A 25,748-nucleotide genomic window follows, 5' to 3' on the forward strand; every position below is an offset into this window, starting at 1 on the left:
GCCGCCGCCGAAAGCCGCCGGCACCTGCGCCGCCGGCTCAGTGCCGGTACCCGTGGTCGGCTCCCCGTCTCTCCAGTACGCCCGCCAGGTCGACCGCCGCCGCGACGAGTGCGGCGGTCTGCTCGGCGTAGTCGGCGTCCTCCCGGTCGAAGGGGCGGCGGCCCGCCTCCCGCAGGAAGGTGACGACGCCGAGGGAGCGGCCCCGGCAGCGCAGCACCGTGCACAGGCCGTGCACGGTCCCGGCGGGCCAGCTGCGGGCGCGCGCCCACTCGCCCGCTTCGTGCGCGGCGGTCGCGTTGGTGCCGCCGCTGGCGCGGACCGAGGTGCAGCGCTGATACGCCTGGAGCGCGGGGTGCCCTTCGCTGTAGGCGACGGGGATGCCGCTGGGCGCGTTCGGCTCGATGTACGGCGCCTTGCCGCGGTCGGCGACGGGGGTGGAGGCGGCCCGCACGAGCCGGGTGTCGCTGGGCGGCAGCGCGTCCAGCGCGGCGTCCAGCGTCGGGGAGGGCTCGGGGCCCGGGTCGGCGGCGAGGTCGAGCAGCGCGCGGTCGGCGAATCCGGCGAGGGCGAACTCCAGGTGGAGGCGGGCGGCCTCCATGGGGTCGGGGCACTCGGCGGCGGCCCGTGCCGCCCGGTGCAGCTGGCTGTCGCGGAAGCGGAGCCGTGCCGCGTCGCGCTCCGCGCGTTTGTGGGCGGTGACGTCCTGGAAGAGCCAGGCCACACCGAGCGGTACCGGCTCTTCCGCGAGAGGGGAGGCGAGCCGCAGGAAGCCACTGCGCCAGCAGCGGCGCCGCGACTCGGCCCCGGTCTCCTGCCCGGTGCCGGTGGTGCGTCCCATCCCCCGGGCGTCCGCGTCGGGCCCGTCGGCGAGGGGGGCGCGCAGCGTCACCCAGATCTCGGCGGGGGCCGGTGGCGAGCCCTCTCCGAGGACGTGCTGGAGGGCGCCTTCGAGCTCTTCCATGCCCTGGTCGAGCAGTTCGCCCAGGGGCCGTCCGAGCATGGCGGCCCGTGCGGGGGCGCGGAAGGCGCGGGCGGCGTGTGCGTTGGCGACGGTGGGGCGCAGGTCGGCGTCGACCAGGACGACGCCCCAGGAGGCGTCCTCCAGCAGCGCCTCGCTCAGCGCGATGGAGCGTTCGAGGTCGATCTGGGCGTGCACCTCGCTGAACGCGCAGTAGACGCCCTTGGCCCGGCCGTCGGCCCCGGTGACGCCCGAGGACTGGATGCGCACGAGCACCCGTCCGCCGTCCTTGGTGAGCAGCGCGAACTCGTGGAGGTGGCGGCCGGGCGAGCGCATCGCGCCCAGCAGCTGGCTCTCGATGTCCTCGGCGTCGGCCGCGCGCACCGCCCACCCGGCGAGCCCCTGGCGGCCGACGGCCTCCTCGTGGGACCAGCCGAGCATGCGTTCGGCCTCGCGGTTCCAGTGGGTGATCACACCGTCGGCGTCGAAGGCGCACAGGGCGGCGTCCATGCCGTCCAGGAGCGCCGCGAGCAGGAGTTCGTCGTCGGGCCCTCCGTCGTCGCCGTCCGAGGACGACGCGGAGTGAGTCCGGGATCGAGCGGCCACCTCGGCACCCCCCTAGATGCTCTGCCGTCGCGGACAGCGACGGAGTGTTCACGGATCATTCAACTCGAACGTGACGCAGAGCACAGTCAGTTCCCGTAAATCGTTGTCGCCCCGAAACTCGTCCGCGCGGGCGAGGCCGGTGACGGGCCCGGAACCGCCCGGTGCGCGGCGCCCGGACTCCGCCGCGGAGTCCGGCCCGAAATCCGTCCCGAAAATCGTTTGCCGGTGCCCCGGGGCGGTGCCTACGGTGTGGAGCACACAGGAAAGGAGGTGATCCGGCTGATGATCAATCACCGGACGTGTGAGGTGGCTGCGGCCTGAGTGCCGACGCCACTGCGTGACGCCGGCTCGCCGGCCAATCCACAGCAGTCACCCGGCCCGTGGGCTCGTCGGACTCGTCCGACCGACGCCGTTCGCTTCGGCGAAGGGAGTCGCCCACGGGCCGTTCTGCTGCCCTCCCCGTCCTGGCTCGGCTCCTCCTCGCTCAGCGACGCGCGCCCGCCCCTCAGGGGCAGAGCCGCTCGATCCGCCAGCCGCCACCGTCGCCGCTGCGGCCGTCGTTGTCACCGGCGCTGTCGCTGTCCGTACGGCGGCTGTAGCGCAGCCTGTCGTGCAGGCGGTTCTCCCTGCCCTGCCAGAACTCCACCGTCTCGGGGCGCACCCGGTAGCCGCCCCACTGGGCGGGCGCCGGCACGTCCTCGCCCTTGGGGTAGCGCTCCGCGAGCCGGGCGAACATCGCGTCCAGCTCCTCGCGTGAGGCCACCCGGGAGGACTGCTCGCTCGCCCAGGCACCCAGCTGGGAGCCGTGCGGACGGGTGCGGAAATAGGCGGCGGTCTCATCGCGTCCGGTGCGCTCCGCCGTGCCGGAGACGATCACCTGGCGGGCGATGCCGTGCCAGGGGAAGAGCAGGGACACCCGCGGGTTGGCGTCCAGTTCCCGGCCCTTGCGGGAGCCGTAGTTGGTGAAGAAGACGAAGCCCCGCTCGTCGTACTTCTTGAGCAGGACGGTACGGGAGCTGGGCCGGCCGTCCTCGTCGGCGGTGGAGCAGATCATCGCGTTGGGCTCGTGCAGCCCCGCGGCCCGCACCTGTGCGAACCAGCCCGCGAACTGCGTGACCGGGTCGGGCGCGAGGTCGCCCTCGTCGAGCCCCGCGTCGCGGTAGTGGGCCCGCATCACCGCGGGGTCCAGGGTGGTGGAGTCGTCATCGGCCTGGCCGTCGGGGTGTCCGACGGCGGGGTCAGCGGCTTTGCCGGCGGCGTGGCCGGCAGCGTCATCAGCGTGAGGCACGCCGCCATCTTGCAGCATCGAACCCGGCCGCGGTCCGACAGTCTGCCCGGTGGTCACCCGCTGCACACCTGGGGGCCCGGAATCGGTCCCTGTGCCACTTCTCACCCTCCCGCACGGGGCCGAGAGCCGCCAGAATCCTGCGCGGGGAGCTGTGAGGTCCCCACGTCAGGGGCTATGGTTGCCGCTCCGTCCGGCAGGGCGCTTGGCCACGGGCCCGCGGAGCGTGACCATCCGCCCAGGCGGGCATGACCGAGGGGAGACCCGGTCCGTGAGCCGCGGGACGCGGCAGCGGAACCGCGCGCCGCCCGCACAGCAGACCACGCTGCCCCCGCGCAGCCCATGCCAGCAGGTCGTTCCGCCGCCAGCTGTTCCTGGCGGCGCTCTGAAGAGGGAGCCGCCAGATGTCCGACTTCGTACCCGGGCTTGAGGGGATCGTCGCGTTCGAGACGGAGATCGCCGAACCCGACAAGGAAGGCGGCTCGCTCCGCTACCGGGGCGTGGACATCGAGGACCTCGTCGGGCACACGTCCTTCGGCAACGTGTGGGGGCTGCTGGTCGACGGCGGCTTCAACCCGGGCCTGCCGCCCGCCGAACCGTTCCCCATCCCCGTGCACTCGGGCGACATCCGCGTCGACGTCCAGTCGGCCCTCGCGATGCTGGCGCCCGTGTGGGGCCTCAAACCCCTGCTCGACATCGACACGGCCACGGCACGCGACGACCTGGCGCGGGCCGCCGTGATGGCCCTCTCCTACGTGGCGCAGTCCGCGCGCGGCCAGGGCCTGCCCATGGTGCCGCAGAAGGAGATCGACAAGGCCGACACCATCGTCGAACGCTTCATGCGCCGCTGGCGCGGCGAGCCCGACCCCAAGCACGTGGCGGCCGTGGACGCCTACTGGACGTCCGCCGCCGAACACGGCATGAACGCCTCCACCTTCACCGCCCGCGTCATCGCCTCGACCGGCGCCGACGTGGCCGCCGCGCTGTCCGGCGCCGTCGGCGCCATGTCGGGACCGCTGCACGGCGGCGCGCCCTCCCGCGTCCTCGGCATGATCGAGGAGATCGAACGCACCGGCGACGCGGACGCCTACGTGAAGCGGCAACTCGACCGCGGTGAGCGGCTGATGGGCTTCGGCCACCGCGTCTACCGCGCCGAGGACCCGCGGGCCCGGGTGCTGCGCCGTACGGCCAAGGAGCTGGGCGCCCCGCGGTACGAGGCCGCTCTGGCGCTGGAGAAGGCCGCGCTCGCTCAGCTGCGGGCCCGCAGGCCCGACCGGGTCCTGGAGACCAACGTCGAGTTCTGGGCCGCGATCGTCCTCGACTTCGCCGAGGTACCGGCCCACATGTTCACCTCGATGTTCACCTGCGCCCGCACGGCGGGGTGGTCGGCCCACATCCTGGAACAGAAGCGGACGGGCCGACTGGTGCGGCCGTCGGCCCGGTACGTGGGGCCCGGCCCCCGCAGCCCCCGCGACGTGGACGGCTACACGAGCTGACTCCGGCACCGGGGTCGGGGCCGGCACACCGGACGGTACGGGTGCCGGACCCGCCGGGTCCGCGGGTACGCCGGAGCACGCGCGTGTGGTGAGGGGCGCGGGCCGTCGCTCGGCCCGCGGCCTCGGGCGCCGTCGGTCGGCCGTCGCACGCCCTGCTCGGCGTGCTCCCGGGTGTGCGCCTCCGTCACCGGTGTGGGCGACTTTGGGTGCCCGCCGGGCAGAGCATCTGGTCTCCGAGACTTCCTGCTCGCTTCGGCAAGGAGACCGGTATGAGCACCCCCCGCTACAACCGCTTCACCTACCTGGCCATCGGTGAGGGGCCGACGAGCCTCTACGCCTTCGACGCCTTCACCGGCGACGTGAACAAGACCAAGGTCCCCGACTACGCGGACGGGTACGACGCCCTCGGATACTCCTGGCCGAAAGGGCGGCTGTACGCGATGAGCCGGAAGAGTTCCAACACGCTGGTCGTCATCGACCCCGTGGCCGGAACGCTGACCACGCAGCAGGTTTCCCAACTGTCCGCCAATCACTGGGTCCTGGGCGCCATCACTCCCGACGGCGACAAGCTGGTGATCAGCGGCGACGGCCACGCGAGCGGTGCGGTCCTGGACCTGACCGCCGATCCGGTCACGGCGCTCGCGCAGAAACCGCCCGGGTACGGCGGGTGGTACGACTGGGCGTACCACCCCGTCGACGAGCGGCTCTACGCCGTGGACGGCGACACCGGTGCGCTGATGTACGCCGACCCGACGAAGGACCCGCAGAAGGTCGTACTCAAGACGGAGGCGTTCCCCAAGGCGAAGGGGCCCGGCAGGGCCAGCTACTCGGCGGTCTTCTTCGAGGAGAACGGCTGGTTCTACGCCTTCGACAACGCCGGGAACGTGTACAAGCTCGACCTCAGCTCGTCGACGAAGGCCGACCCGATCCCGCCGTCCGCCATCGGCACGGCCGTCACCGTGGGCCGGGGCCCCATCAACGTCAACGACCTGAACGTCCGGGACGCGGGCGGCGACGTGAAGAAGATGGTCAACCCGCCCTCGTACGAGGCGCTCGTCGTGAACCAGGTGCTGCGGAGCCCGAACCCGTGGGAGGAACAGCTCAACGGCAAGCCGATGCTGGTCTACAGCTTCCGTGTGAACATCACCGCCAAGCTGAAGCACACGGGCGAGGACGTCGACGTCCGCAAGTGGCGGATCTTCTTCGACGACGTACCAGGATCCGAACCGAAGACCACCGCGGCGACGGTGACCAAGAACAAGGAACAGGGCCTGTGGGTCCTGGACACCCCCGGTGAGAACCACCTCATCACCAAGGGACAGACCCTCCCCGTGGACCTGCTGCTCTACGTGCCGAAGGAGACCCCGCTCCCGAAGCCGTACGCCCTCGGCAACCTCGGCGCACGGCGCCTCGCCTGAAACGGCGCCGGCCGCACCCGCGCTGCGCTGCGCGTGGTGCGGCCGTGGCGGAGGGCGAGAAACGTGGCGGCCTCAGCCGATGCCGACCGGGTTGACGAAGGTGCCGGGGCGGGTGGCGCCGGACTGGTCGAGGAGGGCGCCGCCGTACGGCCAGTCGAGGGTGACGTGCGAGGTCTCGTCGGGCGGGGTGACCAGGACCTTGCTCGGAGCGAAGCGCTTGGGGCCCTCCATGCCCTCGGGCACCGGCAGGAGGTTCATGGAGACCGCCGCCGTGGACTCGCCCGGCTTCAGGGTCATCGTGCTCGGCGTGTCCGAGGAGCGCCGCAGGTCCCACGTGTCGCCGGACTCGCTGACCAGTTGCACGCCCGGGAAACCGCGCAGCGTGCAGGTGCGCCCGCCGTCGTTCTCGATCTGGATGCTCGCCACCTGCTGGTGGTCGGCCTCCATGTCCGGACGGCCGCCGTGCGGACCGCCCCACTTGAAGTCCAGCTCATCGGTGTGGCAGCGCTTGCCGGCGCTGCCCGAGGAGACGTTGATCGCGTCCGTACGCGAACTCTTCGCGGCCGTCTCCTTCATCTTGATGCCCGATGCCTCCTGCGCCTTGTCCTGCTGCTCAGCGGAGTGGGCGCCGCCCTTGGAGGCCGAGGAGTCGGAGGACGAGTTGCACGCGGTGGCACCCGCGCCGACCGCGACGACGGCCAGCACGGCGGCGGTGCAACGAACAGCGCGGTTGAGCATGGCGGACATGATCCCTCTTTCCCGGCGCAGGGCCCTCGCCCCACGCTCCCCGTCGTGTGGAGTGCGTTACGAGAGATGTGATGCGACGCCGCCGGTCAGAGTTCACGAGGTTGTGTCCGCAACCTGTAACAGCGGACGTCGGCCCCGCGTGGTGCGGGGCCGACGCGTCGAGCCTGGCTACGCGGGCCGCCCCGCGAACCCGACGCAGTCCGCCCACCGGGCGGACGGCACGGACAGGACGGGACCGCGCTGCTCCTTCGAGTCACGCACGTGGACCGTGTCGGCGGCCTGTGCAACCTCCACGCAATTGCCGCCATCCGGGCCGCTGTAGCTGCTCTTCTGCCAGGACAGCTCGTGGAGCCGAGCCGCCTCCTGCTCGTTCGTCATCGTTCCCCTTCCGATTGGACGAAGACCGCTGACTTCCCTCGGGCCTACCTACGCGGACTGCTCCGCAAAGGCAACGAAGTCCGCCCAACCGGCGGACGGCACGGAGAGGACAGCACCGCGCTGCACCTTGGAGTCACGGACGTGGACGGCACCGACGGTGTGCGCGACCTCCACACACTCACCACCACCCGAGCCGCTGTAGCTGCTCTTGAACCAGGGCAGCTCGTGGAGCCGGGCTGCCTCCTGCTCGTTCGTCATCGTTCCCCTGCCAACTGCTCGATGAAGGCTGCTGACTCCTCGATGTTCAGAGCCTGTGATCGCAGCTTGCCATACCGCAGAGCGAAGGTGCTCACCTGTTTGGCGTCACCGACAACATGGCCGATGTCCTGTGACTCGAAGTAGCCGTACTGCCGATGCTCCGAGGTCTCCACGACTACGAAACCGCCGTTAAGGCCCGTATGGAAGCCCGACCTGATTGGGACGACCTGGATCGCCATGTTGCGCAGCCCGCCCAAGGACAGAAGATGCCGGTACTGCTCCCTCATCGTGTCCGGCCCACCAAGTTCCTGGCGTAGCGCGGCCTCTCCGACCACGAAGGAGAAGTCCACCAGCGGGCTTTTGGTGAGGATCTTCTGCCTGGTCAAGCGAACGTCCACGTGACTATCGATGGTGTCTCCATCGAGCACGGGCACGTGACCCTCGAACAGGGCTCGCGCATACGCTTCTGTCTGCAACAGGCCCGGGACCAAAGTCGGATTGACGTCGAACCGGCTCACCGCCTCCATCTCCAGCAGGACGAAGTCCCGGAAGAACGGGGGCAGCTTCGCCAAGTCCACGTCCTCCTGGAGGGTGGTCAGAACACCGCCCGCGTTCAACACCCGTTCAGCGGCCTCCGTGAGAGGGGCCTTCGCCGCGCGGCGGCCCTGTTCGACCGAGGCGAGCTGTTCGGGCGAGTAGCCCAGCAGTGGGGCCAGGGCCTCTTGCGAATACCCCGCAGCCTTGCGGAACTTCCGCAGCAGCTTGCCGTAGGCCACCCACACGCCGGGGCGGTCGTCCTCGCGTTTGCGCTGGTGGGCTACGTCCACCGTACGCGGTGAGGGGACGGCTCGGCCGTCCTTCCTCCGATTGGCAACGGTCATCCGGCCTCACGTCCTTGTGCGCCCGCAACGGGTCTCAGCGTCAACACCGTTCGCCGTGCGGTGGTCACGGCGTACGGCCCGTACATTCCCGCGCAGAAGGCGTACTCCGCCGTACCCGTCGCCGGGGCACACTCTTCCGACCTGGTAAACGCTAGCTGTGTAGCGGGACCGTCACGCCATGAATACGCAAACGCAGAGGATTCGCCGGGCCGCGCCACCACGCGTGGGCGGCCCCGGTGACACGGCGGGCCCGGCCGCGTTCGCCGTGCAGCTCAGCTCGACCCGGCGCGGCGCCCGCCTCGCGCGGCTGCTGGCCACGCAGTGGATGGACGAGCACGGGGTGCCGTACCGGAGTACGACCTCGCACACGGCGGCGCTCCTCGTGGCCGAGCTGGCCACGAACGCGGTACGGCACTGCGGCACCATCGGCCGGGACTTCCGGCTGCGGCTGACACTCGGCGCGTCCGGAACCGCACGGGGGCCGGTGCTGCGCATCGAGGTCACCGACGCCCGCGCGGACAAGCCCCTGCCCTCGGGCCCGTGTCGGCTGCCGGACGCGGAGGAGGAGTCGGGGCGCGGGCTGGTCCTGGTGGACGCGGTGGCCCACCGCTGGGGAGAGCGGGTGAACGACCTGATCACCAAGACGCTGTGGGCGGAGGTGGACCTGCCCGAGTGAGCGGGCTCGGCGCGGGCAGGGCGTTCGCCCGCGGGCTCAGGTGGCGGTCGTGCCCGTGCGTACGGGGAGGCGGTCGGTCTTGCGTTGCAGGGACGTGAAGTCCTCGAACCAGGGGTGGGTACGGCCGGTCGAGCCGTCCGGGCCCTGCCGGACGGTGCGCGTGGCGTAGAGGCTGTTGAGCATCCAGGGGTGTTTGTCGGGGCCGATGTCGCGGACCATGGCGGCGCCCTGGGCCACGCCGTACGTGGCCACCGCGAGCTTCCCCGTGTCGCGGAAGCGCCGGACCTGGTCGCGCAGGTAGTGCCTGTTCCCGTGGAACCAGGGGCTCATCGACAAGAAGGCGTTCCACTTGTCCTGCGGGAAGGGGCTGTCCGCCGCCTTCCGCAGGAGCTGCCACACGCGGGTGTCCGGGGCGACGCCGTACCGCCGGGCGAACCGGGGCGGGATCCTGTCCCGCATGTGGGCACGCCAGGTGAGGACCAGGGAGAACTCGGTCGCGAGGAACTTCTGGTCGGAGCGCAGGTGCGGGAGCACGTAGTCCAGGTACTGCTGGGCGGCGTCGAGGGACGTCACGTGCGGATGGATGTCGACGCCTTCGAGCTCCCGCGTGTCGTGGACGAACTCCAGCCACCGTCGGGTGGCCGGTGTCCGCTCGGCGGGGTTGTCGAGATGGTTGAGCGCACCCATGTACAGGCGGGTCCTGCACCCCTGGGGAAAGTGCTTCTCGCGGTACGCGATGAGGTGCTCGGCGACGTGCTCGTAGAACCTGTTGAGCGCCGGCCCTTCGCGGTCGGCGCGCCGCGACTCCAGGAACGGCTCGTTGCCTATCGCGAGGATGTCGACCTTGCCGAGCACCGCGCGGGCCACCTTGTCCACGCGGGCCAGCTCGGTGTCCATCGCCCCGCTGCCCGGGGCGGGAAGCGGACGCTGCTGGTAGGGGAACTTCAGCGACAGCACCGTGCCGTAGTGGTGTTCGTGCGCCTCCAGCAGGGCGGCGACCGCCCGCTGCTTCTCCGCCGGGCCACGGTCGACCTGGAGCGTCGGCACGAACCCCCGCACCCAGCTCGCGGAGGCGCCCCGCAGCCGTTCGGAGTTCACCTCCGTGGGGTCCTCATTGAAGTTGACGCCCAGGATGCCGCTCGGGGCGGTCGCGGGGCGGTCGGGAGCCCCGTCGCCCTCATGGTCGCCTTCTCCGTCCTCTCCGACGCCGCATCCCGCCACCGCCAGTGCGGCGGCCGACGCCCCGACCAGAAGACGACGTCGCGGCACACCGGGGTTCTCGGCACGCGGGGGGTGCGCCGGAGGCGCTGATCGCCACATACGCGACGGTGGCGGCAGATGGTGCATCGGGCTCTCCTCCTTCGGTGACGCTCCCTGCCCGTGCACAACGTGCGCATGCCGTCATCTGTTCACCGGCCGCGCGGATCCGCTCCGCACGGGTCAGTCGCCCAGACCGGCCTCCACCAGGCTCGCCCACTGGGTCACGACGCGGGCGCGGCGGGGGCTGTCGTCCGTCAGGAGGTTGGCGAGGCCCAGGCCGCGGGCCATGTCGAGCAGGCCCTGCACGGTTTCCCGTACGCCGGGGCGGCGCTCGTCCACGCCCAGCAGTTCGACCGCCATCCGGTGCGTCTCCCGGCCGATGCGGGCCTCCAGCGCCGTCACGCGCGGTCCGAGCTGCGGTTCGTTGGAGGCGGCGACCCACAGGTGCAGGGCCGCGCGGAAGAGGGGGCCCGTGTAGAGGGCGACCAGGGTCTCGACGGCGGCGTGCGGGGACGCCGGCGTCGGCAGCTCGCGCAGGGCGCGGGAGCGCTCCTCTGCGACGTACTCGACGGCGGCCGTGAACAGGTCCTCGCGGGTGGGGAAGTGGTGCTGGGCCGCGCCCCGGGAGACGCCCGCGTGCTCGGCCACCACCGTGACGGTGCTGCCTGTCCAGCCCAGCTCGGCGAGGCAGGTCACGGCCGAGGCGAGCAGCCGCTGCCGGGTGGCGCGGCTGCGGTCCTGTTTCGGCGCGGCCCCCCGGGCTCCGGGCGCGCGTTCACCCGGCGCGCCTGCGCCCGCCGCCCGTGCGCCCGCCGCGCCCGCGCCCGGCACGCCCTCGCCCGCCGTGCGGCCACCCCGACGGCCCTCCAAGGTCCGCCCGTCCCGCGCGCCCTCGTCCGCCGTACGCCCGTCCCGGGCAGCCTCGTCCGGAACACGCTCGCCCGTCGTCCGTCCGCCGCGCGCGCCCTCGTCCGTCGTCCGTCCGCTCCGCATCCGTTCGCTCCCCGTCCCCGCGGGTGGGTTCTCGGCGCGGTCCGCCGCGCGGTGAACCGCAAGGTGCCCCGTGCGGTTCACCGCGCGGGGGTCTGCCGCACCGCCCACTCGGGCTCCCGTCTCTCCAGGAAGGCCGTCATGCCCTCGCGTGCCTCGTCGGACGCGAACAGTCGCGCCGACAGTTCGGCGAGCGTATCGGTGTCGCGGTCGAACGCGGCCAGTACCTCTCGGGTGACCAGCTGTTTCGACGCGGCGAGGCCCTGTGGGGAGCCGCGCCGCAGTCCGTCGAGGACGGGGGCAAGGGCCTCGTCGGGGTCGTCGGCCGCGCACGTGACGAGCCCGATTCTGGCGGCCTCCCGCGCGTCGAACCGTTCGCCTGTCAGGTAGTACCTGGCCACCGCGCGCGGGTCCGTGCGCGGCAGGACGGGCATGGAGATCACCGCGGGGGCGACGCCGATGCGGGCCTCGGTGAAGGCGAATGTGGCGCCCGGTCCGGCCACGGAGATGTCGCACGCCGCGAGCAGGCCGGTGCCACCGGCGCGGACGTGTCCTGTGACCCGGGCGACGACCGGCTTGGGGAAGGCGACGAGCGTACGGAGGAGCCCGGCCAGGCCCAGGGGGGCGTCCGTGGGTGCGTCGCGGGCGCTCGCCTCGCTCAGGTCGGCGCCCGCGCAGAACGTGTTGCCCGTGTGGGTGAGGAGCACCGCGCGGGTGCCGGGGTCGGCCTCGGCGCGGTCCAGTTCTTCGTACAGCCGTGTCACCAGGCGGGAGGAGAGAGCGTTGCGGTTGTGGGGCGAGTCGAGGGTGAGGGTGCGGACGGCGTCGCGCAACGCCACCGCGACGCCGTCGTCCTCGTCCGTCGGCGTGCCCATCAGTACGACTTCGGCAGGCCGAGGGTCTGGTGGGAGACGTAGTTGAGGATCATCTCCCTGCTGACCGGCGCGATCCGTGCCACCCGGGACGCCGTGATCATCTGCGCCAGGCCGTACTCGCGGGTCAGGCCGTTGCCGCCCAGGGTGTGCACCGACTGGTCGACGGCGCGCACGCACGCCTCCCCGGCCGCGTACTTGGCCATGTTCGCCGCCTCCCCCGCGCCGATGTCGTCGCCGGCGTCGTACAGCCGTGCCGCCTTCTGCATCATCAGGCGTGCGCACTCCACCTCGATGTGGACCTGTGCCAGGGGGTGGGCGATCGCCTGGTGCGCGCCGATGGGTTCCTTCCACACCTGGCGGGTGCGGGCATAGTCCAGTGCCTGCTCGAGGCAGTAGCGGGCCATGCCGAGCGCGAAGGCCGCCGTCATGATCCGTTCCGGGTTCAGTCCCGCGAACAGCTGGAGCAGGCCCGCGTCCTCGTCGCCGACCAGCGCGTCGGCGGGCAGCCGCACGTCGTCCAGGACGAGTTCGAACTGCTTCTCGGGGGCGCCGAGCTCCATGTCGATCTGGTGGCGGGTGAAGCCGGCCGCGTCGCGCGGGACGATGAACAGGCAGGGCTTCAGTTTCCCGGTGCGGGCGTCCTCCGTGCGGCCGACGACGAGCGTCGCCTCCGCGATGTCGACGCCGGAGATGAAGACCTTCCGGCCGGTCAGCAGCCAGTCGCCCGTGGCCGCGTCGCGGCGGGCCGTGGTGGTGATGCGGTGGGAGTTGGAGCCGGCGTCCGGCTCCGTGATGCCGAACGCCATCTTGCGGGTGCCGTCGGCCAGCCCCGGCAGCCAGGCCCGCTTCTGCTCGTCGGTGCCGAAGCGGGATATCACCGTGCCGCAGATCGCCGGCGAGACCACCATCATGAGCAGCGGGCAGCCGGCCGCGCCGAGTTCCTCCAGGACGAGGGAGAGTTCCTGGATACCGGCGCCGCCGCCTCCGTACTCCTCGGGGAGATTGACGCCCAGGTATCCGAGTTCTGCTGCTTCCAGCCAGAGTTCGTCGGTGTGCTTGCCCTGCGCGACGACGTCGGCGAAGTACTCACGCCCGTAGCGTTTGCCGAGGGCGGCCACGGAGGCGCGCAGTGCGGTGTGTTCCTCGGTTTCGATAAGGCCGTGGGTCATGGTGCGTCCTTTCGTTGTGGGTGCGCGTGCGGTGTCCGGCCCCTTCCCCGCCCCTTCCCGTTTCCTCCGGGCGCTCCGCCCCCGGACCCCCGGTCCTCAAACGCCGGACGGGCTTGGAAAAAGCGCCCGTGGGAGGGGTGGGCCGCAGCTCTCACTCCGCGACGACGGCCAGCAAGGTGCCGACGTCGACCTGCTGGCCCTCGGCCACGTGCAGTGCGGTGACTCTTCCGTCCGCGGGTGCGGCCACCCGGTGCTCCATCTTCATCGCCTCCAGCCACAGGAGGGTCTGGCCCGCGGTGACGGTGCTGCCCTCGCGCAGGCCCTCCGCGAGGCGGACGACGGTGCCGGGCATGGCGGCCAGCAGGGAGCCCGGTTCCGTCACGTCCTCGGGCTCGGGGAGGCGGGGAAGCGCGGTGAAGGCGTGGGCGCCCGCGAACACCCGGTCGCCGTACGCCGCGACCGGGTACCGGCGCCGCACGCCGCCGCTCTCCAGCACGACCGCGTCGGCGCGTACCGTGACGACCCGCACCTCGGGGGCCGAGACGGGCGCCGGCCGCCCGTCGCGCCCCCACACGTACCGCACCTCGTGCTCGGTGCCGTCGCGGTCGGCGTACCGCCGCAGGTGGGGAGCGGAGGCGAGGTTGCGCCAGCCGCCCGTCCTGGCGGCAACGCGGGGGCGGGCGGGCTCGTCGCGTACGGCCTGGGCGAGCGCGGCGGCCAGCAGCGCGCGGGCGGCGTCGTCGGCGTCCGCGTCGGTGGGTGAGGTCAGCTCGGCCAGGTGCAGGGCGTAGAAGCCGGTGTCCATGACGGCGGCGGTGAAGTCGGGGTGGCGCAGGGAGCGTACGAGCAGGTCGCGGTTGGTGGCGGGCCCGTGCACCCGGGCCTGTTCCAGCGCACGCGCCAGCTTGCGTACGGCCGCGGAGCGGGTCGGCGCGCAGGCGATGACCTTCGCGAGCATCGGGTCGTAGTGCACGCCGATCTCGCTGCCGTCCGCGACGCCGGAGTCGACGCGGACGTCCCCCGGCACGTCCAGCCGCCACAGGGTTCCCGTCTGCGGCTGCCAGTCGTGCGCCGGGTCCTCCGCGTACAGGCGCGCCTCGACGGCGTGGCCTCGGGGCGGTGGGGGGCCGTCGGCGGGGAGGGGGGCGCCCTCGGCCACCTGGATCTGGTGGGCGACCAGGTCCAGCCCGTACACGCACTCGGTCACCGGGTGTTCGACCTGGAGGCGGGTGTTCATCTCCAGGAAGTAGGGGCGCCCCTGTCCGGAGACGAGGAACTCGACGGTGCCCGCGCCCCGGTAGTCGACGGCGCGGGCGGCGGCTCGCGCCGCGTCCGCCAGTGTGGCGCGCAGCCCGTCCTCCAGGCCGGGCGCCGGCGCTTCCTCGACGACTTTCTGGTGGCGGCGTTGCAACGAGCAGTCGCGGGTGCCCAGCGTCCACACGGTGCCGTGGGCGTCGGCGAGCACCTGGACCTCGACGTGGCGGCCGTCTTCGACGTACGGCTCCACGAAGACCTCGCCGTCGCCGAACGCGGAGGCGGCCTCGGCGCGCGCGGCCTCGATCTCCCCGGCGAGCGCGGCGCGTTCCCGCACGACGCGCATACCGCGTCCTCCGCCGCCCGCCGCGGCCTTGACCAGCACGGGAAGGTCCGCGTCCGTGACCTCTTCCGGGTCGAGCGGTGCGAGCAGCGGCACGTGCGCCTCGGCCATCAGCTTCTTGGCGCGCGTCTTGGAGGCCATGGCCTCGATCGCGTCCTGCGGCGGGCCGATCCACACCAGCCCCGCGTCCTGGACGGCGCGCGCGAAGCCGGCGTTCTCGGACAGGAAGCCGTAGCCGGGGTGCACCGCGTCGGCGCCCGCGGCGCGTGCGGCGGCGACGAGGAGATCGCCGCGCAGGTAGGTGTCGGCCGGCGCGTCGCCCGGCAGCCGCACCGCGGCGTCGGCCTCCCGCACGTGGGGCGCCTGAGCGTCCGCGTCGGAGTGCACGGCGACCGTGGCGATGCCCAGCTCGCGGCAGGTGCGCATGACGCGCCGCGCGATCTCGCCGCGGTTGGCGACCAGTACGGAGTGGATCATTCCCTGCTCCCTGTTGTGTCCGAACGCGCCCGACCGTGCCCGTCCGTGCCCCTCTGCTGCCTGGCTGCCGCTCACATCCGGAAGACGCCGAAGCCGCCGCGTGCGCCGGTCACGGGCGCGGTGTGCACCGCCGACAGGCAGATGCCGAGGACGGTGCGGGTGTCGCGCGGGTCGATGACCCCGTCGTCGTAGAGCCGTCCCGACAGGAACATCGGCAGCGACTCGCTCTCGATCTGCTGCTCGACCATGGCCCGCAGCCCGGCGTCGGCCTCCTCGTCGAACGGTTGGCCCTTCGCGGCGGCCGACTCGCGCATGACGATCGAGAGCACGCCCGCGAGCTGCTGCGGCCCCATCACCGCGGACTTGGCGCTCGGCCACGCGAACAGGAAGCGCGGTTCGTAGGCCCGGCCGCACATCCCGTAGTGGCCCGCCCCGTAGCTGGCCCCCATCAGGACCGACAGGTGCGGCACCTTCGAGTTGGAGACGGCGTTGATCATCATGGAGCCGTGTTTGACGATGCCGCCCTGCTCGTACTCCTTGCCGACCATGTAACCGGTCGTGTTGTGCAGGAACAGCAGCGGAATGTCGCGCTGGTTGGCGAGCTGGATGAACTGGGTGGCCTTCTGCGACTCCTCGCTGAACAGCACACCCCGCGCGTTGGCGAGGATGCCGACCGGGTAGCCGTGCAGCCGCGCCCAGCCGGTCACCAGGCTCGCCCCGTACAGCGGCTTGAACTCGTCGAAGGCGGAGCCGTCCACGATCCGGGCGATCACCTCGCGCGGGTCGAACGGCACCTTGAGGTCCCCGGGCACGATGCCGAGCAGCTCCTCCGGGTCGTGCACGGGCTCGGCGACGGTGGCCGGATCCGGGTCCGGGTGGGCCTTGCGCCAGTTGAGGCGTGCGACGACGCGGCGCGCCTGGCGCAGCGCGTCCGGCTCGTCCACCGCGTAGTGGTCGGCCAGCCCCGAGGTACGGGCGTGCATGTCCGCGCCGCCCAGCTCCTCGTCGTCGGCCTCCTCGCCGGTCGCCATCTTGACCAGCGGCGGGCCCCCGAGGAACACCTTGGCGCGCTCCTTCACCATGATCACGTGGTCGGACATCCCGGGGATGTACGCGCCGCCTGCCGTCGAGTTGCCGAACACGACGGCGACCGTCGGAATCCCCGCCTCCGACAGGCGGGTGATGTCGCGGAAGAGCGCGCCCCCGGGGATGAAGATCTCCTTCTGGCTCGGCAGGTCCGCACCGCCGCTCTCCACCAGGCTCACGCACGGCAGCCGGTTCTCGTACGCGATCTCGTTGGCCCGCAGCGCCTTCTTCAGCGTCCACGGGTTGCTGGCACCGCCGCGGACGGTCGGGTCGTTCGCCGTGATCAGGCACTCGACGCCCTCGATGACACCGATGCCCGCCACCAGCGAGGCGCCCGTCGTGTAGTCGCTGCCCCACGCCGCGAGGGGGGACAGCTCCAGGAACGGGGTGTCCGGATCGAGCAGCAGCTCGATCCGCTCGCGGGCCGGCAGCTTGCCGCGCCCGCGGTGCCGCGCCACGTACTTCTCCCCGCCCCCCGCGAGCGCTTTCGCCTGCTCGGCGTCCAGCTCGGCCAGTTTGCCCAGCATGGTCTCGCGGTTCGCGCCGTACTCCGGCGTGCTGGTGTCCAGGGCGGACCGGAGGGCCCCGGCTCCGGCGGCTGCGGCTCCGGCGGCTGCGGCTCCGGCGGCTGCGGCTCCGGCTCCGGCTCCGGCTCCGGCGGCTGCGGTGGCTCCGGCGGCCTGCGCTCCTGCGGTCACGAGAGGAACTCCTCAGGTATGTCGAGGTGGCGCGCGCGCAGCCATTCGCCGAGCGCCTTCGCCTGCGGGTCGAAGCGGTGCTGTGCGGCCACGCCCTCGCCGAGGAGGTCCTCGACCACGAAGTTGAGGGCGTGCAGGTTGGGCAGTTCGTGGCGGGTGACGGGCAGCCGCTCCGTCTCCGGCAGCAGCTCGCGCAGCTTGGCTACGGTGAGCGTCTCCCTCAGCCACCGGTGGATCGCCGGGTCCCCGTCACGCGCCCACACCCCGACGTTGGCGCTGCCGCCCTTGTCGCCGCTGCGGGTGCCGGCGACGCGGCCGAGGGGTGCGCGTCGGGTGTTGTGCCCCTGCCCCGCCCCTGCCCGTTTCTCGGGGGGCTCCGCCCCCCGGACCCCCCGGTCCTCAATCGCCGGACGGGCTGAAAACAGCCCGTCCGGCGATTGAGGTGCGGGGGGCCGGGGGAGGAGATCCGGGTTCCGGGAAGGGGCGGGGTGGGGGAAGGACACGTCCTGCCGCGTGCCGTCCGGCAGCACCGCGACGTGGGGCACCGTCGAAGCGTCGACGCAGACGGACTCGAACACCCCGTAGGGCGCTCCCCGCGACGGCGGCGCCGTCACGTGGAAGCCCGGGTAGCTGGCCAGGGCCAGCTCGATGGCGGGGCCGGAGACGGCACGGCCGACGGCGTTCTCGTCGTCGTCGCGGACGACCAGCCGCAGCAGCGCGCTCGCCTCTTCCTGCACGTCGGCGTCCGCACGCCCCGTCCGCACGAGGCTCCAGGTGACCTCTCGCGGACGCCGGGGCCCCGCCAGCGCGTCCTCCATCTGGCCGCGCACCAAGGCGGCCTTGGCGTCGATGTCGAGCCCGGTCAGCACGAAGGTGACCTCGTTGCGGAAGCCGCCGAGCCGGGTCAGTCCGACCTTGAGGGTGCCGGGGCGGGGCTCGCCCCGCACGCCGTCGACGCGGACACGGTCATCGCCCGCCTGGCTGAGCCGCACGGAGTCCAGACGGGCGGTCACATCGGGGCCGAGGTAGCGGGGGCCCGCGGTCTCGTAGAGGAGTTGCGCGGTGACGGTGCCGACGGTGACCGCGCCGCCGGTCCCGGGATGCTTGGTGATCACCGAGCTGCCGTCCTCGGCGATCTCCGCCAGCGGGAACCCGGGCCGGCGCACGTCGATCCCCTCCCGCAGGAAGAAGGCGTAGTTGCCGCCCGTCGCCTGGGCGCCGCACTCCAGTACGTGCCCGGCGACGACCGCGCCCGCCAGCCGGTCCCAGTCGTCGTCGGCCCAGCCGAAGTGGGCGGTGGCGCAGCCCGACACGAGCGCCGCGTCACTCACCCGCCCGGTGACGACGACGTCGGCGCCGTCGCGCAGGCACTCCGCGATGCCCGCGCCGCCCAGGTACGCGTTGGCCGTCAGCACCCCCTCGCCCCAGCCACCGCGCCCGGTCAGGTCGTCACCCTCGACGTGGGCGACCCGCGCGGGCACGCCGACGCGCTCGCTCAACTCGCGCACGGCGTCCGCCAAGCCTGCCGGGTTGAGGCCGCCCGCGTTGGTGACGAGCGTGACGCCGCGCTCCCGCGCGAGCCCGAGACCGGTCTCCAGCTGCCGCAGGAACGTTCTGGCATAGCCGCGTGCCGGGTCCTTGAGGCGGTCGCGGCCGAGGATGAGCATGGTGAGCTCGGCGAGGTAGTCACCGGTCAGGACGTCGAGGGGGCCGCCGGTCAGCATGTCGGCGAGCGCGTCGAAACGGTCGCCGTAGAAGCCGGACGCGTTCCCGACGCGCAGCGGTGCGCTCCGCCGCGCCGGCCCGCTCACGCCTCCCCCGGAGGCTCCGGTGTCCGGCCCGCTCACGCCCGCGCCTCCCCCGGTTCCCGGCCCGCTCCGGGCCGCCCCGCCTGCCCCGGTTCCCGGCCCGCGCCCGGCGGGCCCGCGAACGCCTGGGCGATGTCCAGCCACTGGTCGGCGTCGGCGCCTTCGGCGTGCACGTCCGCGTCGTCGCGGTGCACCCGCTGGGTCACCAGACGGCAGAAGTCGTACGCGTCCCCGGTCACCTTCTGCCCGGCGTCCGCCGGGCCGTGCGCCCACACCTCGCCGCCGGGCCCCCTCAGCTCCACCCGGAACGGCCCCGCCGGCGGCCGCAGCCCGTGGACGGCGTAGGCGAAGTCCCGGGCCCGGACGCCGAGGTGCACGATGTGCCGCAGCCTTGGCGTGGGCTGCCGCGCGACACCCAGCGCGTCGGCCACGTCCTCACCGTGCGCCCAGGTCTCCATAAGGCGCGCCGTGGCCATGCTCGCGGGGCTCATGGACGTCCCGTACCAGGGCAGCCGGGGGCCGGGCAGCGCGGCGGTGAGCGCGTGTGCCAACGCGGCGCGCCCGGCCCGCCACCGGCGCAGCAGCTCGGCGTGGGGCAGCCTGGCGCCCTCCTCTGCCGCCTCGTCGATGACGTGCGCGGCTCCCCCGGCCTCCGAGACGTCCTCCGCTCCCTCCGCCAGGAACCGCTCGGCCTCGCGCCGGAACGCCTCGGGTTCGGTGGCCGCGAGCAGGGCTTGCCCGTCGGTCCAGGCCAGATGGGCGATCTGGTGGGCGACGGTCCAGCCGGGCGCCGGGGTGGGAGCCGCCCACGTCGCCGGAGGCAGGTCTGCGACCAGCCGGTCCAGGTCCTCGCTCTCGGCGCGCAGGTCGGCCAGTAGGCCGCTGGGAAGCTTTGCCGGTGTGGCCACAGCCCACCCTCCTCGGGTCACGGGTCGGGGCGGCGGCCAGCGGGGCGCACCTCACCTGAGGCGGCCCGACCGCCGTCGCTCGCACCCCAACCGCCGTGCGTGGCAACGAGACTGACACCCGCGGCAAAAACAAGCAAGCGTGCTTGCATGACTTTTGCCCGCGCACCCGGCCGGGTAGCTCCCTGCGGAACGGGGGCCCGAAGGGAGGGAAGCGACAACGTGACCGCGCCGCGCAACTCCGCACCGGCACACCTTCTACGAGATCGCCCACGTGACGCACGGCAGCGGCTCCCACGTCATCGACCTGCGCCGCTGGACCCTGCGCCCGCCCCACCTGTGCTTCATCACGCCCGGCCGGACACACCACTGGCAGCAGCACGAACAGGTCCAAGGCAGCGTCGTCCTCTTCGACCCGTCGTTCCTGCTCGCCCACCCGTCGGACCGCGAGTTACTGCGCGACCTGGGCGAACACCCCTCCCTCCCGCTGTCGGGAGACGCCGCCGCCCGGGTCGAGGGCCTGCTCGACGACTGATGAACGTCCAGCAGAACGGGGGCGGCCTGGTGGGCACGTTCGACTTCGTGGTCGACGCGTAGGGCCGTAAGGCCGCCGTCCGCCCCCTCGCCCGGCGCCGTCACCGGTCGAGGGGGTGACGCGCAAACTCACGTGCCGGAGCCGGACGCCGCTCACCGGTGCAGGTGCGCGGCCAGCACCTCCGCAAGGTGCCTGCTGCGGTGGCCGCCCAGTTGGTCCATCTGGGTGCGGCACGAGTAGCCGTCCGCGAGGACCTCCGTACCCGGGGCCGCGGCCCGCAGGGAGGGCAGGAGCTGGTCCTCGGCGCAGGCCGCGGAGACGGCGTAGTGGCCCTTCTCGAAACCGAAGTTGCCGGCCAGGCCGCAGCAGCCGCCTGACAGGTCACCGGTGAGACCGGCGCGCTCGCGCAGGCGCCGGTCGGCGGCGTCGCCGATGACCGCGTGCTGGTGGCAGTGGGTCTGGCCGGCCACGGGCCGGTCGACGCGGGGCGGTGCCCAGTCGGGCGCCTGCTCCTCCAGAGTCTGCGCGAAGGTGCGCACCGCCCGTGCCAGGCGCGCGGCGCGCGGGTCGTCGCCCAGCAGTTCGGGGACGTCCGAGCGCAGCGCCGCGGCGCACGGGGGCTCCAGTACGGCGATGGGCAGGCCCGCGTCGAGGGCGGGTTCGATGCGGTCGAGGGTGCGGCGCATGACGGCGCGGGCGCGGTCGAGCTGGCCCGTGGAGACGTACGTCAGCCCGCAGCACACCTGCTTGGGCGGCACGACGGGGCGTAGCCCCGCGTCCTGGAAGACCCGGACCGCCGCGGAGCCCGCCTCCGGTGACAGGTAGTTGGTGAAGGTGTCGGGCCACAGGACCACGGGGGTGCCGCTCGCCCGCTCCCTGCCCGGCTGCTTGCGCCACCAGTGGGTGAAGGGGGTGCGGGGCAGCGCGGGGATGTCCCGCTCGGGGGCGAGACCGCCCAGCCGTTTGGCGAGCGCCGCGAGCGGGGGAACCCTGGCTCCGGCGTTCAGCAGCGGCACCGAGCGGGTGGCTGCGGCCAGGCGCAGCCAGCGCGGCAGCCACCCCATCGAGTAGTGCGCCATGGGGCGGGCCTTGCCGGGGTTGCGCGCGTCGCCCTCGTGGTAGTGGTGCAGGAACTCGGCCTTGTAGGTGGCCATGTCGACGCCGACCGGGCAGTCGCTCTTGCAGCCCTTGCACGACAGGCACAGGTCGAGCGCGTCGTGCACCTCCTTAGACTGCCATCCCCGGGTGACGACTTCGCCGGCGAGCATCTCGTGCAGCAGCCGGGCCCGCCCGCGGGTCGAGTGCTTCTCCTCGCCGGTGGCCCGGAAGGACGGGCACATCACGCTCGCGCCCGACGCCGTCTCGTTGCGGCACTTGGCGACGCCCACGCAGCGGCGTACGGCGGCCGAGAAGTCTCCCCCGTCGTGCGGGTAGCCGAACTCGACGTCCACCGGGGTGCGCGGCAGCGGGGCGAAGCGCAGGTTGGCGTCGATCGGTTCGGGCCGCACCAGCATGCCGGGGTTGAGGCCGCCCGCCGGGTCCCACAGATCCTTGAAGCGGTTGAACAGCCCGACCATCTCGGGCCCGTACATGCGGGGCAGCATCTCGGCGCGGGCCTGCCCGTCGCCGTGCTCGCCGGAGAGGGAGCCGCCGTGCGCGACGACGGTGTCGGCCAGCGCGGTGGAGAACTCGCGGAACGTGGCGATGCCCGCCTCGCCCATCAGGTCGAAGTCGATGCGGACGTGGATGCAGCCGTCCCCGAAGTGCCCGTAGGGCAGGCCGCGCAGCCCGTACTCGCGCAGCAGTTTGCGGAAGTCGCGCAGGTAGGCGCCGAGCCGCTCGGGGGGCACGGCGCAGTCCTCCCAGCCCGGCCAGGCCTCCGCGTCCTCCGCCATGCCGGGGAGCCGCAGCCGGGTCGCCGTTCCCGAGGCGTCCTCGCGGATCCGCCACAGGGCGCGCTGCCCGGCCGCTTCGGTGACCAGTCGGTGGTCGGTGCTGTCCTCGCGGGCGGCGCGGCACAGCGCCTCGGCTTCGGACAGCGCGTGGGCCGCGTCGTCGCCGCCGACCTCGACGAACAGCCAGGCGCCGCCCCTCGGGAGGGAGGCGCGGGCCGCGTCGCCCACCAGGTCGTTGGCCATGCCCTCGACGGTGAGGGGCCCGTACGGGAGCAGTCCGGCCGCGGCCTCGGCGGCCGCGCTCTCGTCCGCGTACCCGAGGACGGCCAGCACGCGGGCGCCCGGCGTCGGCACCAACCCCACGGTGGCGCGGGTCAGCACGCCCAGGGTGCCCTCGCTGCCGGTGAAGGCGCGCGCCCAGTCCTCGCCCTTCTCGGGCAGCAGCTCATCCAGCGCGTAGCCGGAGATCCGCCGCGGCAGCTCGGGGAACCCCGTACGCAGCCGGGCGAGTTCCCCCTGGACGAGGGAGCGTGCCGCGGTGCGCAGCCGCTCCGGCACCCCGTCGCCGCCGCGCGCGAGGCGGGCCCGCTCACCGCCGTAGGTGAGGACCTCCAGTTCGCGGACGTTGTCGGCGGTGGTGCCCCACGCCACCGAGTGGGAGCCGCAGGAGTTGTTGCCGATCATCCCGCCGAGGGTGCAGCGGCTGTGCGTCGAGGGGTCGGGTCCGAAGGTGAGCCCGAACGCGCCGGCGGCACCGCGCAGGTCGTCCAGGATCACGCCGGGGCGCACCACGGCGGTGCGGCTGTCGGGATCCAGGCGTTCGACGGCGCGCAGGTGGCGGGTGAAGTCGAGGACGACCCCGGCCCCGGTGGCCTGCCCGGCGATCGACGTCCCCGCCCCGCGCGCCACCACGGGCACGCCCTGCTCCCGGCAGACCGCCAACGCGGCCGCCACGTCGTCGTCGTCCCTGGGCGCCACCACACCGAGCGGAACCCGCCGGTAGTTGGAGGCGTCCATCGTCATCAACGCCCTGTCCTGGACGCCGAACTCCACCTCGCCGCCCCGCACCGCGGCCCGAAGTGCCCGTTCCAGGTCCGTTGCCCGCTCCCGTGCCTCTGCCATGCGCACAGAGTGCACGCTCGGGCCGGGCGAACGCTGCCCCCTCGGCGATCTGAACAACTGTGTCCCCCGTCACGCGCACGGGCGGGCGCCCCTTGCCGGTCGCGGACCCCCCACCGGGCGGACCGCGACCGGCCGTCAGCCGGCCGGTCCCTCGGCCCGTCGACCGGTCGGGCCCGTCAGTCCGCGTACGGGTCCGGTGCCGTGAACGTGTCCAGCAGGCGCGGCGGCGCCGCCTGCTGGAAGGAATCGACCACAGCGTAGGGGCGCCCGCCGACAGCGGCCCGCCCCACGCCCACCGTGGCCGGCGCCCGCCGGCTGTCTCAGGCGCTGGACGTCCCGGCGTGCCCGCGCCCTGGCGGCACTAGGCTTGGCCCGTGGCTGATCTCCAGATTCCCGCTGACATCAAGCCCGCCGACGGTCGCTTCGGCTCGGGCCCCAGCAAGGTGCGCGAGGAGGCACTCACCGCCCTGGCCGCGACCGGCACCTCTCTCATGGGCACCTCCCACCGCCAGGCACCCGTCAAGGACCTGGTCGGAAAGGTGCGCGAGGGCGTGCGGAGCCTCTTCTCGCTGCCCGAGGGGTACGAGGTGATCCTCGGCAACGGCGGCTCCACCGCCTTCTGGGACATCGCGACCCACGGCCTGATCACCTCCCGCTCCCAGCACCTGTCCTTCGGCGAGTTCTCCTCCAAGTTCGCCAAGGCCGCCCAGCAGGCGCCGTGGCTCGGTGAGCCCAGCGTCATCTCCGCCGACCCGGGCACCCACCCCGAGGCGCGCGGTGAGCAGGGCATCGACGTCTACGCGCTCACCCACAACGAGACCTCCACCGGCGTCGCCATGCCGCTCCGGCGCGTACCCGGAGCGGACGACGGCGCGCTCGTCCTGGTCGACGCCACCTCGGGCGCCGGTGGCCTGCCCGTCGACATCGCCGAGACCGACGTCTACTACTTCGCACCGCAGAAGTCCTTCGCCGCGGACGGCGGGCTGTGGATCGGGGTGTTCTCCCCCGCCGCCATCGAGCGGGCGGAGCGCATCGCCGCCTCCGACCGGCACATCCCTGCGTTCTTCGACCTGAAGACCGCGATCGACAACTCGCGCAAGAACCAGACGTACAACACCCCCGCGCTGGCCACCCTCTTCCTGCTCAACGACCAGCTGGAGTGGATCAACGGCCGCGGCGGACTCGACTGGGCCGTCCAGCGCACCGCGGACTCCTCGGGCCGGCTGTACGGCTGGGCGGAGAAGGCGTCCTTCGCCACCCCGTTCGTGACGGACCCCGCCCAGCGCTCCCAGGTCGTGGGCACCATCGACTTCTCCGACGACGTGGACGCCGCCGCCGTGGCCAAGGTGCTGCGGGCCAACGGCGTCGTGGACACCGACCCGTACCGGAAGCTGGGCCGCAACCAGCTGCGGGTCGCCATGTTCCCGGCCGTCGAGCCGGCGGACGTGGAGGCCCTGACCGCCTGCGTCGACTACGTGATCGAGAACCTGTGACCGGTTCCTGAGAGCGTACGGGCGGCCCACCGTCGGGTGGGCCGCCCGCGCTCGTCGGGCCCCCTCACTCGCGGCGGCGGAAGAGGCGGCGCAGGCCCCACCACACCGCGAGAGCGGCGGCGAAGGTGGCGGCGCCGAGACCGAGCGTGCGGTCGTCGTCGCCCGAGGCGCTCCCCTCGTCACCGCCACCGCCCTTGCCGTCGCCCCCGGACGAGGACGCCTCACGCACCGAGTCGGGCACGGCCTCGCCCTGGAGCTGTGCGGGCTCGACACCGCTGCCCGCACCCTCGGAGCCGAACATCAGCGTCCGCCCGTCCGGGGTGAAGGTCACCGACTCGCCCTGCCGCTGCAACGGCACCGGCACGGAGCCGATCTTGTCCGGCTTGCCGTCCTTCCACCGGTAGGCGTAGCCGCTGAAGTAGCCGCGCAGCACCAGCCGCGTGCCGTCGGGCGAGAACGCCCCGTCGGTGGCCTCGAAGTCGATGTCGGCGATCCGCGAGAAGGTGTTGGTGCCGGCCGCGTCGAGGCGCCGCGGCCCCGCGTAGACGCCGGCTTCGCCCTTCGCGTTCTTGCTGGCGATGTAGACGCGCCCGGTCTTGGGATGCACCATCAGCGACTCGGCGTTGCGGGGGCCGTCGGCGTAGCGGACGGTGTAGCGCGTCGGCGTCACGGTGATGTCGCCGTCCAGCCGCTTCGGTTCGGGGAAGCGGTAGATCCACACCTCGGACCAGGAGCCGTCGAGGTTGTCGCCGATGTCGCCGACGAACACGTCGCCGTCGGGCCCGACGGAGATGGCCTCCACGTCGCGGGGGTCGATGCCGCGCAGGACGACCCTGGCGACGGTCTTGCCCGTGCGGCTGTCGACGGCGTACACGTACGGTCCGTCGTCGGAGTCGTTGTGCGTCCAGTAGACGCCCTCGTGGGCGCGGCTGGCGGCCAGGCCGCTGGACTCGGTGATGCGGGAGTCCCGGATCGTGAAGCCCTTGGGTTCGTCCGCCGCCCGGGCGGGAAGGGGGGCGGAGGCGAGCCCCGCGGCCAGGACCGCCGCGGCCAGCGCCGCCTTCTGCCGGATCCCGACGACGGACCCACGTGTGCGCTCAGAGGACATGGGCTCAAGTGTCCAGCATCACGGTGC

At 73.0% G+C, this 25,748-nt stretch carries 21 protein-coding genes; 5 read left to right on the forward strand and 16 right to left on the reverse strand.

The features are described from left to right. Positions 1–37: 37 nt before the first annotated feature. Together DQ392_RS15005 and pdxH are read right to left on the reverse strand one after the other, a co-directional pair. Positions 38–1,564 (reverse strand): PAS domain-containing protein, encoded by a 1,527-nt coding sequence (locus tag DQ392_RS15005; protein WP_114016105.1) that lies wholly within the window; start codon positions 1,562–1,564, stop codon positions 38–40. A 505-nt stretch (positions 1,565–2,069) separates the two neighbouring features. Then, a complete protein-coding gene (gene pdxH, locus DQ392_RS15010) occupies positions 2,070–2,738 on the reverse strand; it encodes a pyridoxamine 5'-phosphate oxidase (RefSeq protein ID WP_114016299.1) in 669 nt (222 codons plus the stop codon). A 515-nt stretch (positions 2,739–3,253) separates the two neighbouring features. Here pdxH and DQ392_RS15015 point away from each other — a divergent pair. Together DQ392_RS15015 and DQ392_RS15020 are read left to right on the forward strand one after the other, a co-directional pair. Then, complete coding sequence (locus tag DQ392_RS15015; protein WP_114016106.1) at positions 3,254–4,345, forward strand: citrate synthase 2; 1,092 nt, start codon at positions 3,254–3,256, stop codon at positions 4,343–4,345. A 269-nt stretch (positions 4,346–4,614) separates the two neighbouring features. Then, positions 4,615–5,763, forward strand: coding sequence for a DUF6923 family protein (locus tag DQ392_RS15020; RefSeq protein ID WP_114016107.1), 1,149 nt, complete (start codon positions 4,615–4,617; stop codon positions 5,761–5,763). A 72-nt stretch (positions 5,764–5,835) separates the two neighbouring features. On the opposite strand, the gene DQ392_RS15025 is transcribed toward DQ392_RS15020, so the two are convergent. The 4 genes from DQ392_RS15025 to DQ392_RS15040 all read right to left on the reverse strand — a co-directional run bounded on the left by DQ392_RS15025 (position 5,836) and on the right by DQ392_RS15040 (position 8,027). Then, positions 5,836–6,510 carry a DUF4232 domain-containing protein gene (locus tag DQ392_RS15025; protein WP_114016108.1) on the reverse strand — a complete coding sequence of 225 codons (675 nt, stop codon included), beginning with the start codon at positions 6,508–6,510 and terminating at the stop codon, positions 5,836–5,838. 168 nt (positions 6,511–6,678) lie between these two features. Continuing rightward, positions 6,679–6,888: a DUF397 domain-containing protein gene (locus DQ392_RS15030; protein ID WP_114016109.1), complete on the reverse strand. Its 210-nt coding sequence runs from the start codon at positions 6,886–6,888 to the stop codon at positions 6,679–6,681. A gap of 48 nt (positions 6,889–6,936) precedes the next feature. Then, positions 6,937–7,146 carry a DUF397 domain-containing protein gene (locus DQ392_RS15035; RefSeq protein ID WP_114016110.1) on the reverse strand — a complete coding sequence of 70 codons (210 nt, stop codon included), beginning with the start codon at positions 7,144–7,146 and terminating at the stop codon, positions 6,937–6,939. Further along, positions 7,143–8,027 (reverse strand): helix-turn-helix domain-containing protein, encoded by an 885-nt coding sequence (locus DQ392_RS15040; RefSeq protein WP_114016111.1) that lies wholly within the window; start codon positions 8,025–8,027, stop codon positions 7,143–7,145. Before DQ392_RS15040 ends, DQ392_RS15035 begins: the two co-directional genes overlap by 4 nt. Before the next feature lie 178 nt (positions 8,028–8,205). Here DQ392_RS15040 and DQ392_RS15045 point away from each other — a divergent pair, with 178 nt between their 5' ends. Then, positions 8,206–8,703: an ATP-binding protein gene (locus tag DQ392_RS15045; RefSeq protein ID WP_114016112.1), complete on the forward strand. Its 498-nt coding sequence runs from the start codon at positions 8,206–8,208 to the stop codon at positions 8,701–8,703. A 36-nt stretch (positions 8,704–8,739) separates the two neighbouring features. Here the strand turns inward: DQ392_RS15045 and DQ392_RS15050 are convergent, their stop codons facing one another. The 8 genes from DQ392_RS15050 to DQ392_RS15090 form a co-directional block, all read right to left on the reverse strand. Next, positions 8,740–9,972, reverse strand: coding sequence for a hypothetical protein (locus DQ392_RS15050; protein ID WP_114016113.1), 1,233 nt, complete (start codon positions 9,970–9,972; stop codon positions 8,740–8,742). Positions 9,973–10,143: 171 nt separating this feature from the next. Continuing rightward, positions 10,144–10,674 carry a TetR/AcrR family transcriptional regulator gene (locus DQ392_RS15055; protein WP_245981526.1) on the reverse strand — a complete coding sequence of 177 codons (531 nt, stop codon included), beginning with the start codon at positions 10,672–10,674 and terminating at the stop codon, positions 10,144–10,146. A 359-nt stretch (positions 10,675–11,033) separates the two neighbouring features. After that, positions 11,034–11,828, reverse strand: a complete 795-nt coding sequence (locus tag DQ392_RS15060; protein ID WP_114016114.1) for an enoyl-CoA hydratase family protein — start codon at positions 11,826–11,828, stop codon at positions 11,034–11,036. After that, positions 11,828–12,997 (reverse strand): acyl-CoA dehydrogenase family protein, encoded by a 1,170-nt coding sequence (locus DQ392_RS15065; RefSeq protein WP_114016115.1) that lies wholly within the window; start codon positions 12,995–12,997, stop codon positions 11,828–11,830. Before DQ392_RS15065 ends, DQ392_RS15060 begins: the two co-directional genes overlap by 1 nt. 151 nt (positions 12,998–13,148) lie before the next feature. Continuing rightward, entirely contained in the window at positions 13,149–15,071 is a 1,923-nt protein-coding gene (locus DQ392_RS15070; protein ID WP_114016116.1) for an acetyl/propionyl/methylcrotonyl-CoA carboxylase subunit alpha, read from the reverse strand. A gap of 71 nt (positions 15,072–15,142) precedes the next feature. Beyond that, the gene (locus DQ392_RS15075; RefSeq protein ID WP_114016301.1) at positions 15,143–16,726 is read right to left on the reverse strand and encodes an acyl-CoA carboxylase subunit beta; all 1,584 of its coding nucleotides are present in this window, start codon (positions 16,724–16,726) and stop codon (positions 15,143–15,145) included. A 125-nt stretch (positions 16,727–16,851) separates the two neighbouring features. Then, positions 16,852–18,666, reverse strand: coding sequence for an acyclic terpene utilization AtuA family protein (locus DQ392_RS15085; protein WP_181856436.1), 1,815 nt, complete (start codon positions 18,664–18,666; stop codon positions 16,852–16,854). 32 nt (positions 18,667–18,698) lie between these two features. Continuing rightward, positions 18,699–19,571 (reverse strand): TIGR03084 family metal-binding protein, encoded by an 873-nt coding sequence (locus tag DQ392_RS15090; protein WP_114016117.1) that lies wholly within the window; start codon positions 19,569–19,571, stop codon positions 18,699–18,701. 271 nt (positions 19,572–19,842) lie between these two features. On the opposite strand from DQ392_RS15090, the gene DQ392_RS15095 reads away from it, so the two are divergent. Further along, on the forward strand, positions 19,843–20,103 hold the full coding sequence (locus DQ392_RS15095) for an AraC family ligand binding domain-containing protein (protein ID WP_425470538.1): 261 nt from the start codon (positions 19,843–19,845) through the stop codon (positions 20,101–20,103). Positions 20,104–20,255: 152 nt separating this feature from the next. On the opposite strand, the gene DQ392_RS15100 is transcribed toward DQ392_RS15095, so the two are convergent. Continuing rightward, a complete protein-coding gene (locus DQ392_RS15100; RefSeq protein ID WP_114016118.1) occupies positions 20,256–23,120 on the reverse strand; it encodes an FAD-binding and (Fe-S)-binding domain-containing protein in 2,865 nt (954 codons plus the stop codon). A gap of 374 nt (positions 23,121–23,494) precedes the next feature. On the opposite strand from DQ392_RS15100, the gene serC reads away from it, so the two are divergent. Next, entirely contained in the window at positions 23,495–24,613 is a 1,119-nt protein-coding gene (gene serC, locus DQ392_RS15110) for a phosphoserine transaminase (protein WP_114016119.1), read from the forward strand. Between the two features lie 64 nt (positions 24,614–24,677). Here serC and DQ392_RS15115 read toward each other — a convergent pair whose 3' ends face one another. Next, on the reverse strand, positions 24,678–25,721 hold the full coding sequence (locus DQ392_RS15115; protein WP_114016120.1) for a lactonase family protein: 1,044 nt from the start codon (positions 25,719–25,721) through the stop codon (positions 24,678–24,680). Positions 25,722–25,748: the final 27 nt, after the last annotated feature.

The sequence above is a fragment of the Streptomyces reniochalinae genome (assembly GCF_003323735.1).
In the GTDB taxonomy this organism is placed as follows: Bacteria; Actinomycetota; Actinomycetes; order Streptomycetales; family Streptomycetaceae; genus Streptomyces; species Streptomyces reniochalinae.

What these genes read in the sequence shown, in the direction of transcription:
- DQ392_RS15065 (WP_114016115.1), bottom strand. Translation starts at nt 12,997, where the DNA reads ATGACCCACGGCCTTATCGAAACCGAGGAACACACCGCACTGCGCGCC.
- DQ392_RS15030 (WP_114016109.1), bottom strand. Translation starts at nt 6,888, where the DNA reads ATGACGAACGAGCAGGAGGCGGCTCGGCTCCACGAGCTGTCCTGGCAG.
- DQ392_RS15020 (WP_114016107.1), top strand. Translation starts at nt 4,615, where the DNA reads ATGAGCACCCCCCGCTACAACCGCTTCACCTACCTGGCCATCGGTGAG.
- pdxH (WP_114016299.1), bottom strand. Translation starts at nt 2,738, where the DNA reads ATGCGGGCCCACTACCGCGACGCGGGGCTCGACGAGGGCGACCTCGCG.
- DQ392_RS15060 (WP_114016114.1), bottom strand. Translation starts at nt 11,828, where the DNA reads ATGGGCACGCCGACGGACGAGGACGACGGCGTCGCGGTGGCGTTGCGC.
- DQ392_RS15045 (WP_114016112.1), top strand. Translation starts at nt 8,206, where the DNA reads ATGAATACGCAAACGCAGAGGATTCGCCGGGCCGCGCCACCACGCGTG.
- DQ392_RS15035 (WP_114016110.1), bottom strand. Translation starts at nt 7,146, where the DNA reads ATGACGAACGAGCAGGAGGCAGCCCGGCTCCACGAGCTGCCCTGGTTC.
- DQ392_RS15070 (WP_114016116.1), bottom strand. Translation starts at nt 15,071, where the DNA reads ATGATCCACTCCGTACTGGTCGCCAACCGCGGCGAGATCGCGCGGCGC.
- DQ392_RS15115 (WP_114016120.1), bottom strand. Translation starts at nt 25,721, where the DNA reads ATGTCCTCTGAGCGCACACGTGGGTCCGTCGTCGGGATCCGGCAGAAG.
- DQ392_RS15040 (WP_114016111.1), bottom strand. Translation starts at nt 8,027, where the DNA reads ATGACCGTTGCCAATCGGAGGAAGGACGGCCGAGCCGTCCCCTCACCG.
- DQ392_RS15100 (WP_114016118.1), bottom strand. Translation starts at nt 23,120, where the DNA reads ATGGCAGAGGCACGGGAGCGGGCAACGGACCTGGAACGGGCACTTCGG.
- DQ392_RS15025 (WP_114016108.1), bottom strand. Translation starts at nt 6,510, where the DNA reads ATGTCCGCCATGCTCAACCGCGCTGTTCGTTGCACCGCCGCCGTGCTG.
- DQ392_RS15015 (WP_114016106.1), top strand. Translation starts at nt 3,254, where the DNA reads ATGTCCGACTTCGTACCCGGGCTTGAGGGGATCGTCGCGTTCGAGACG.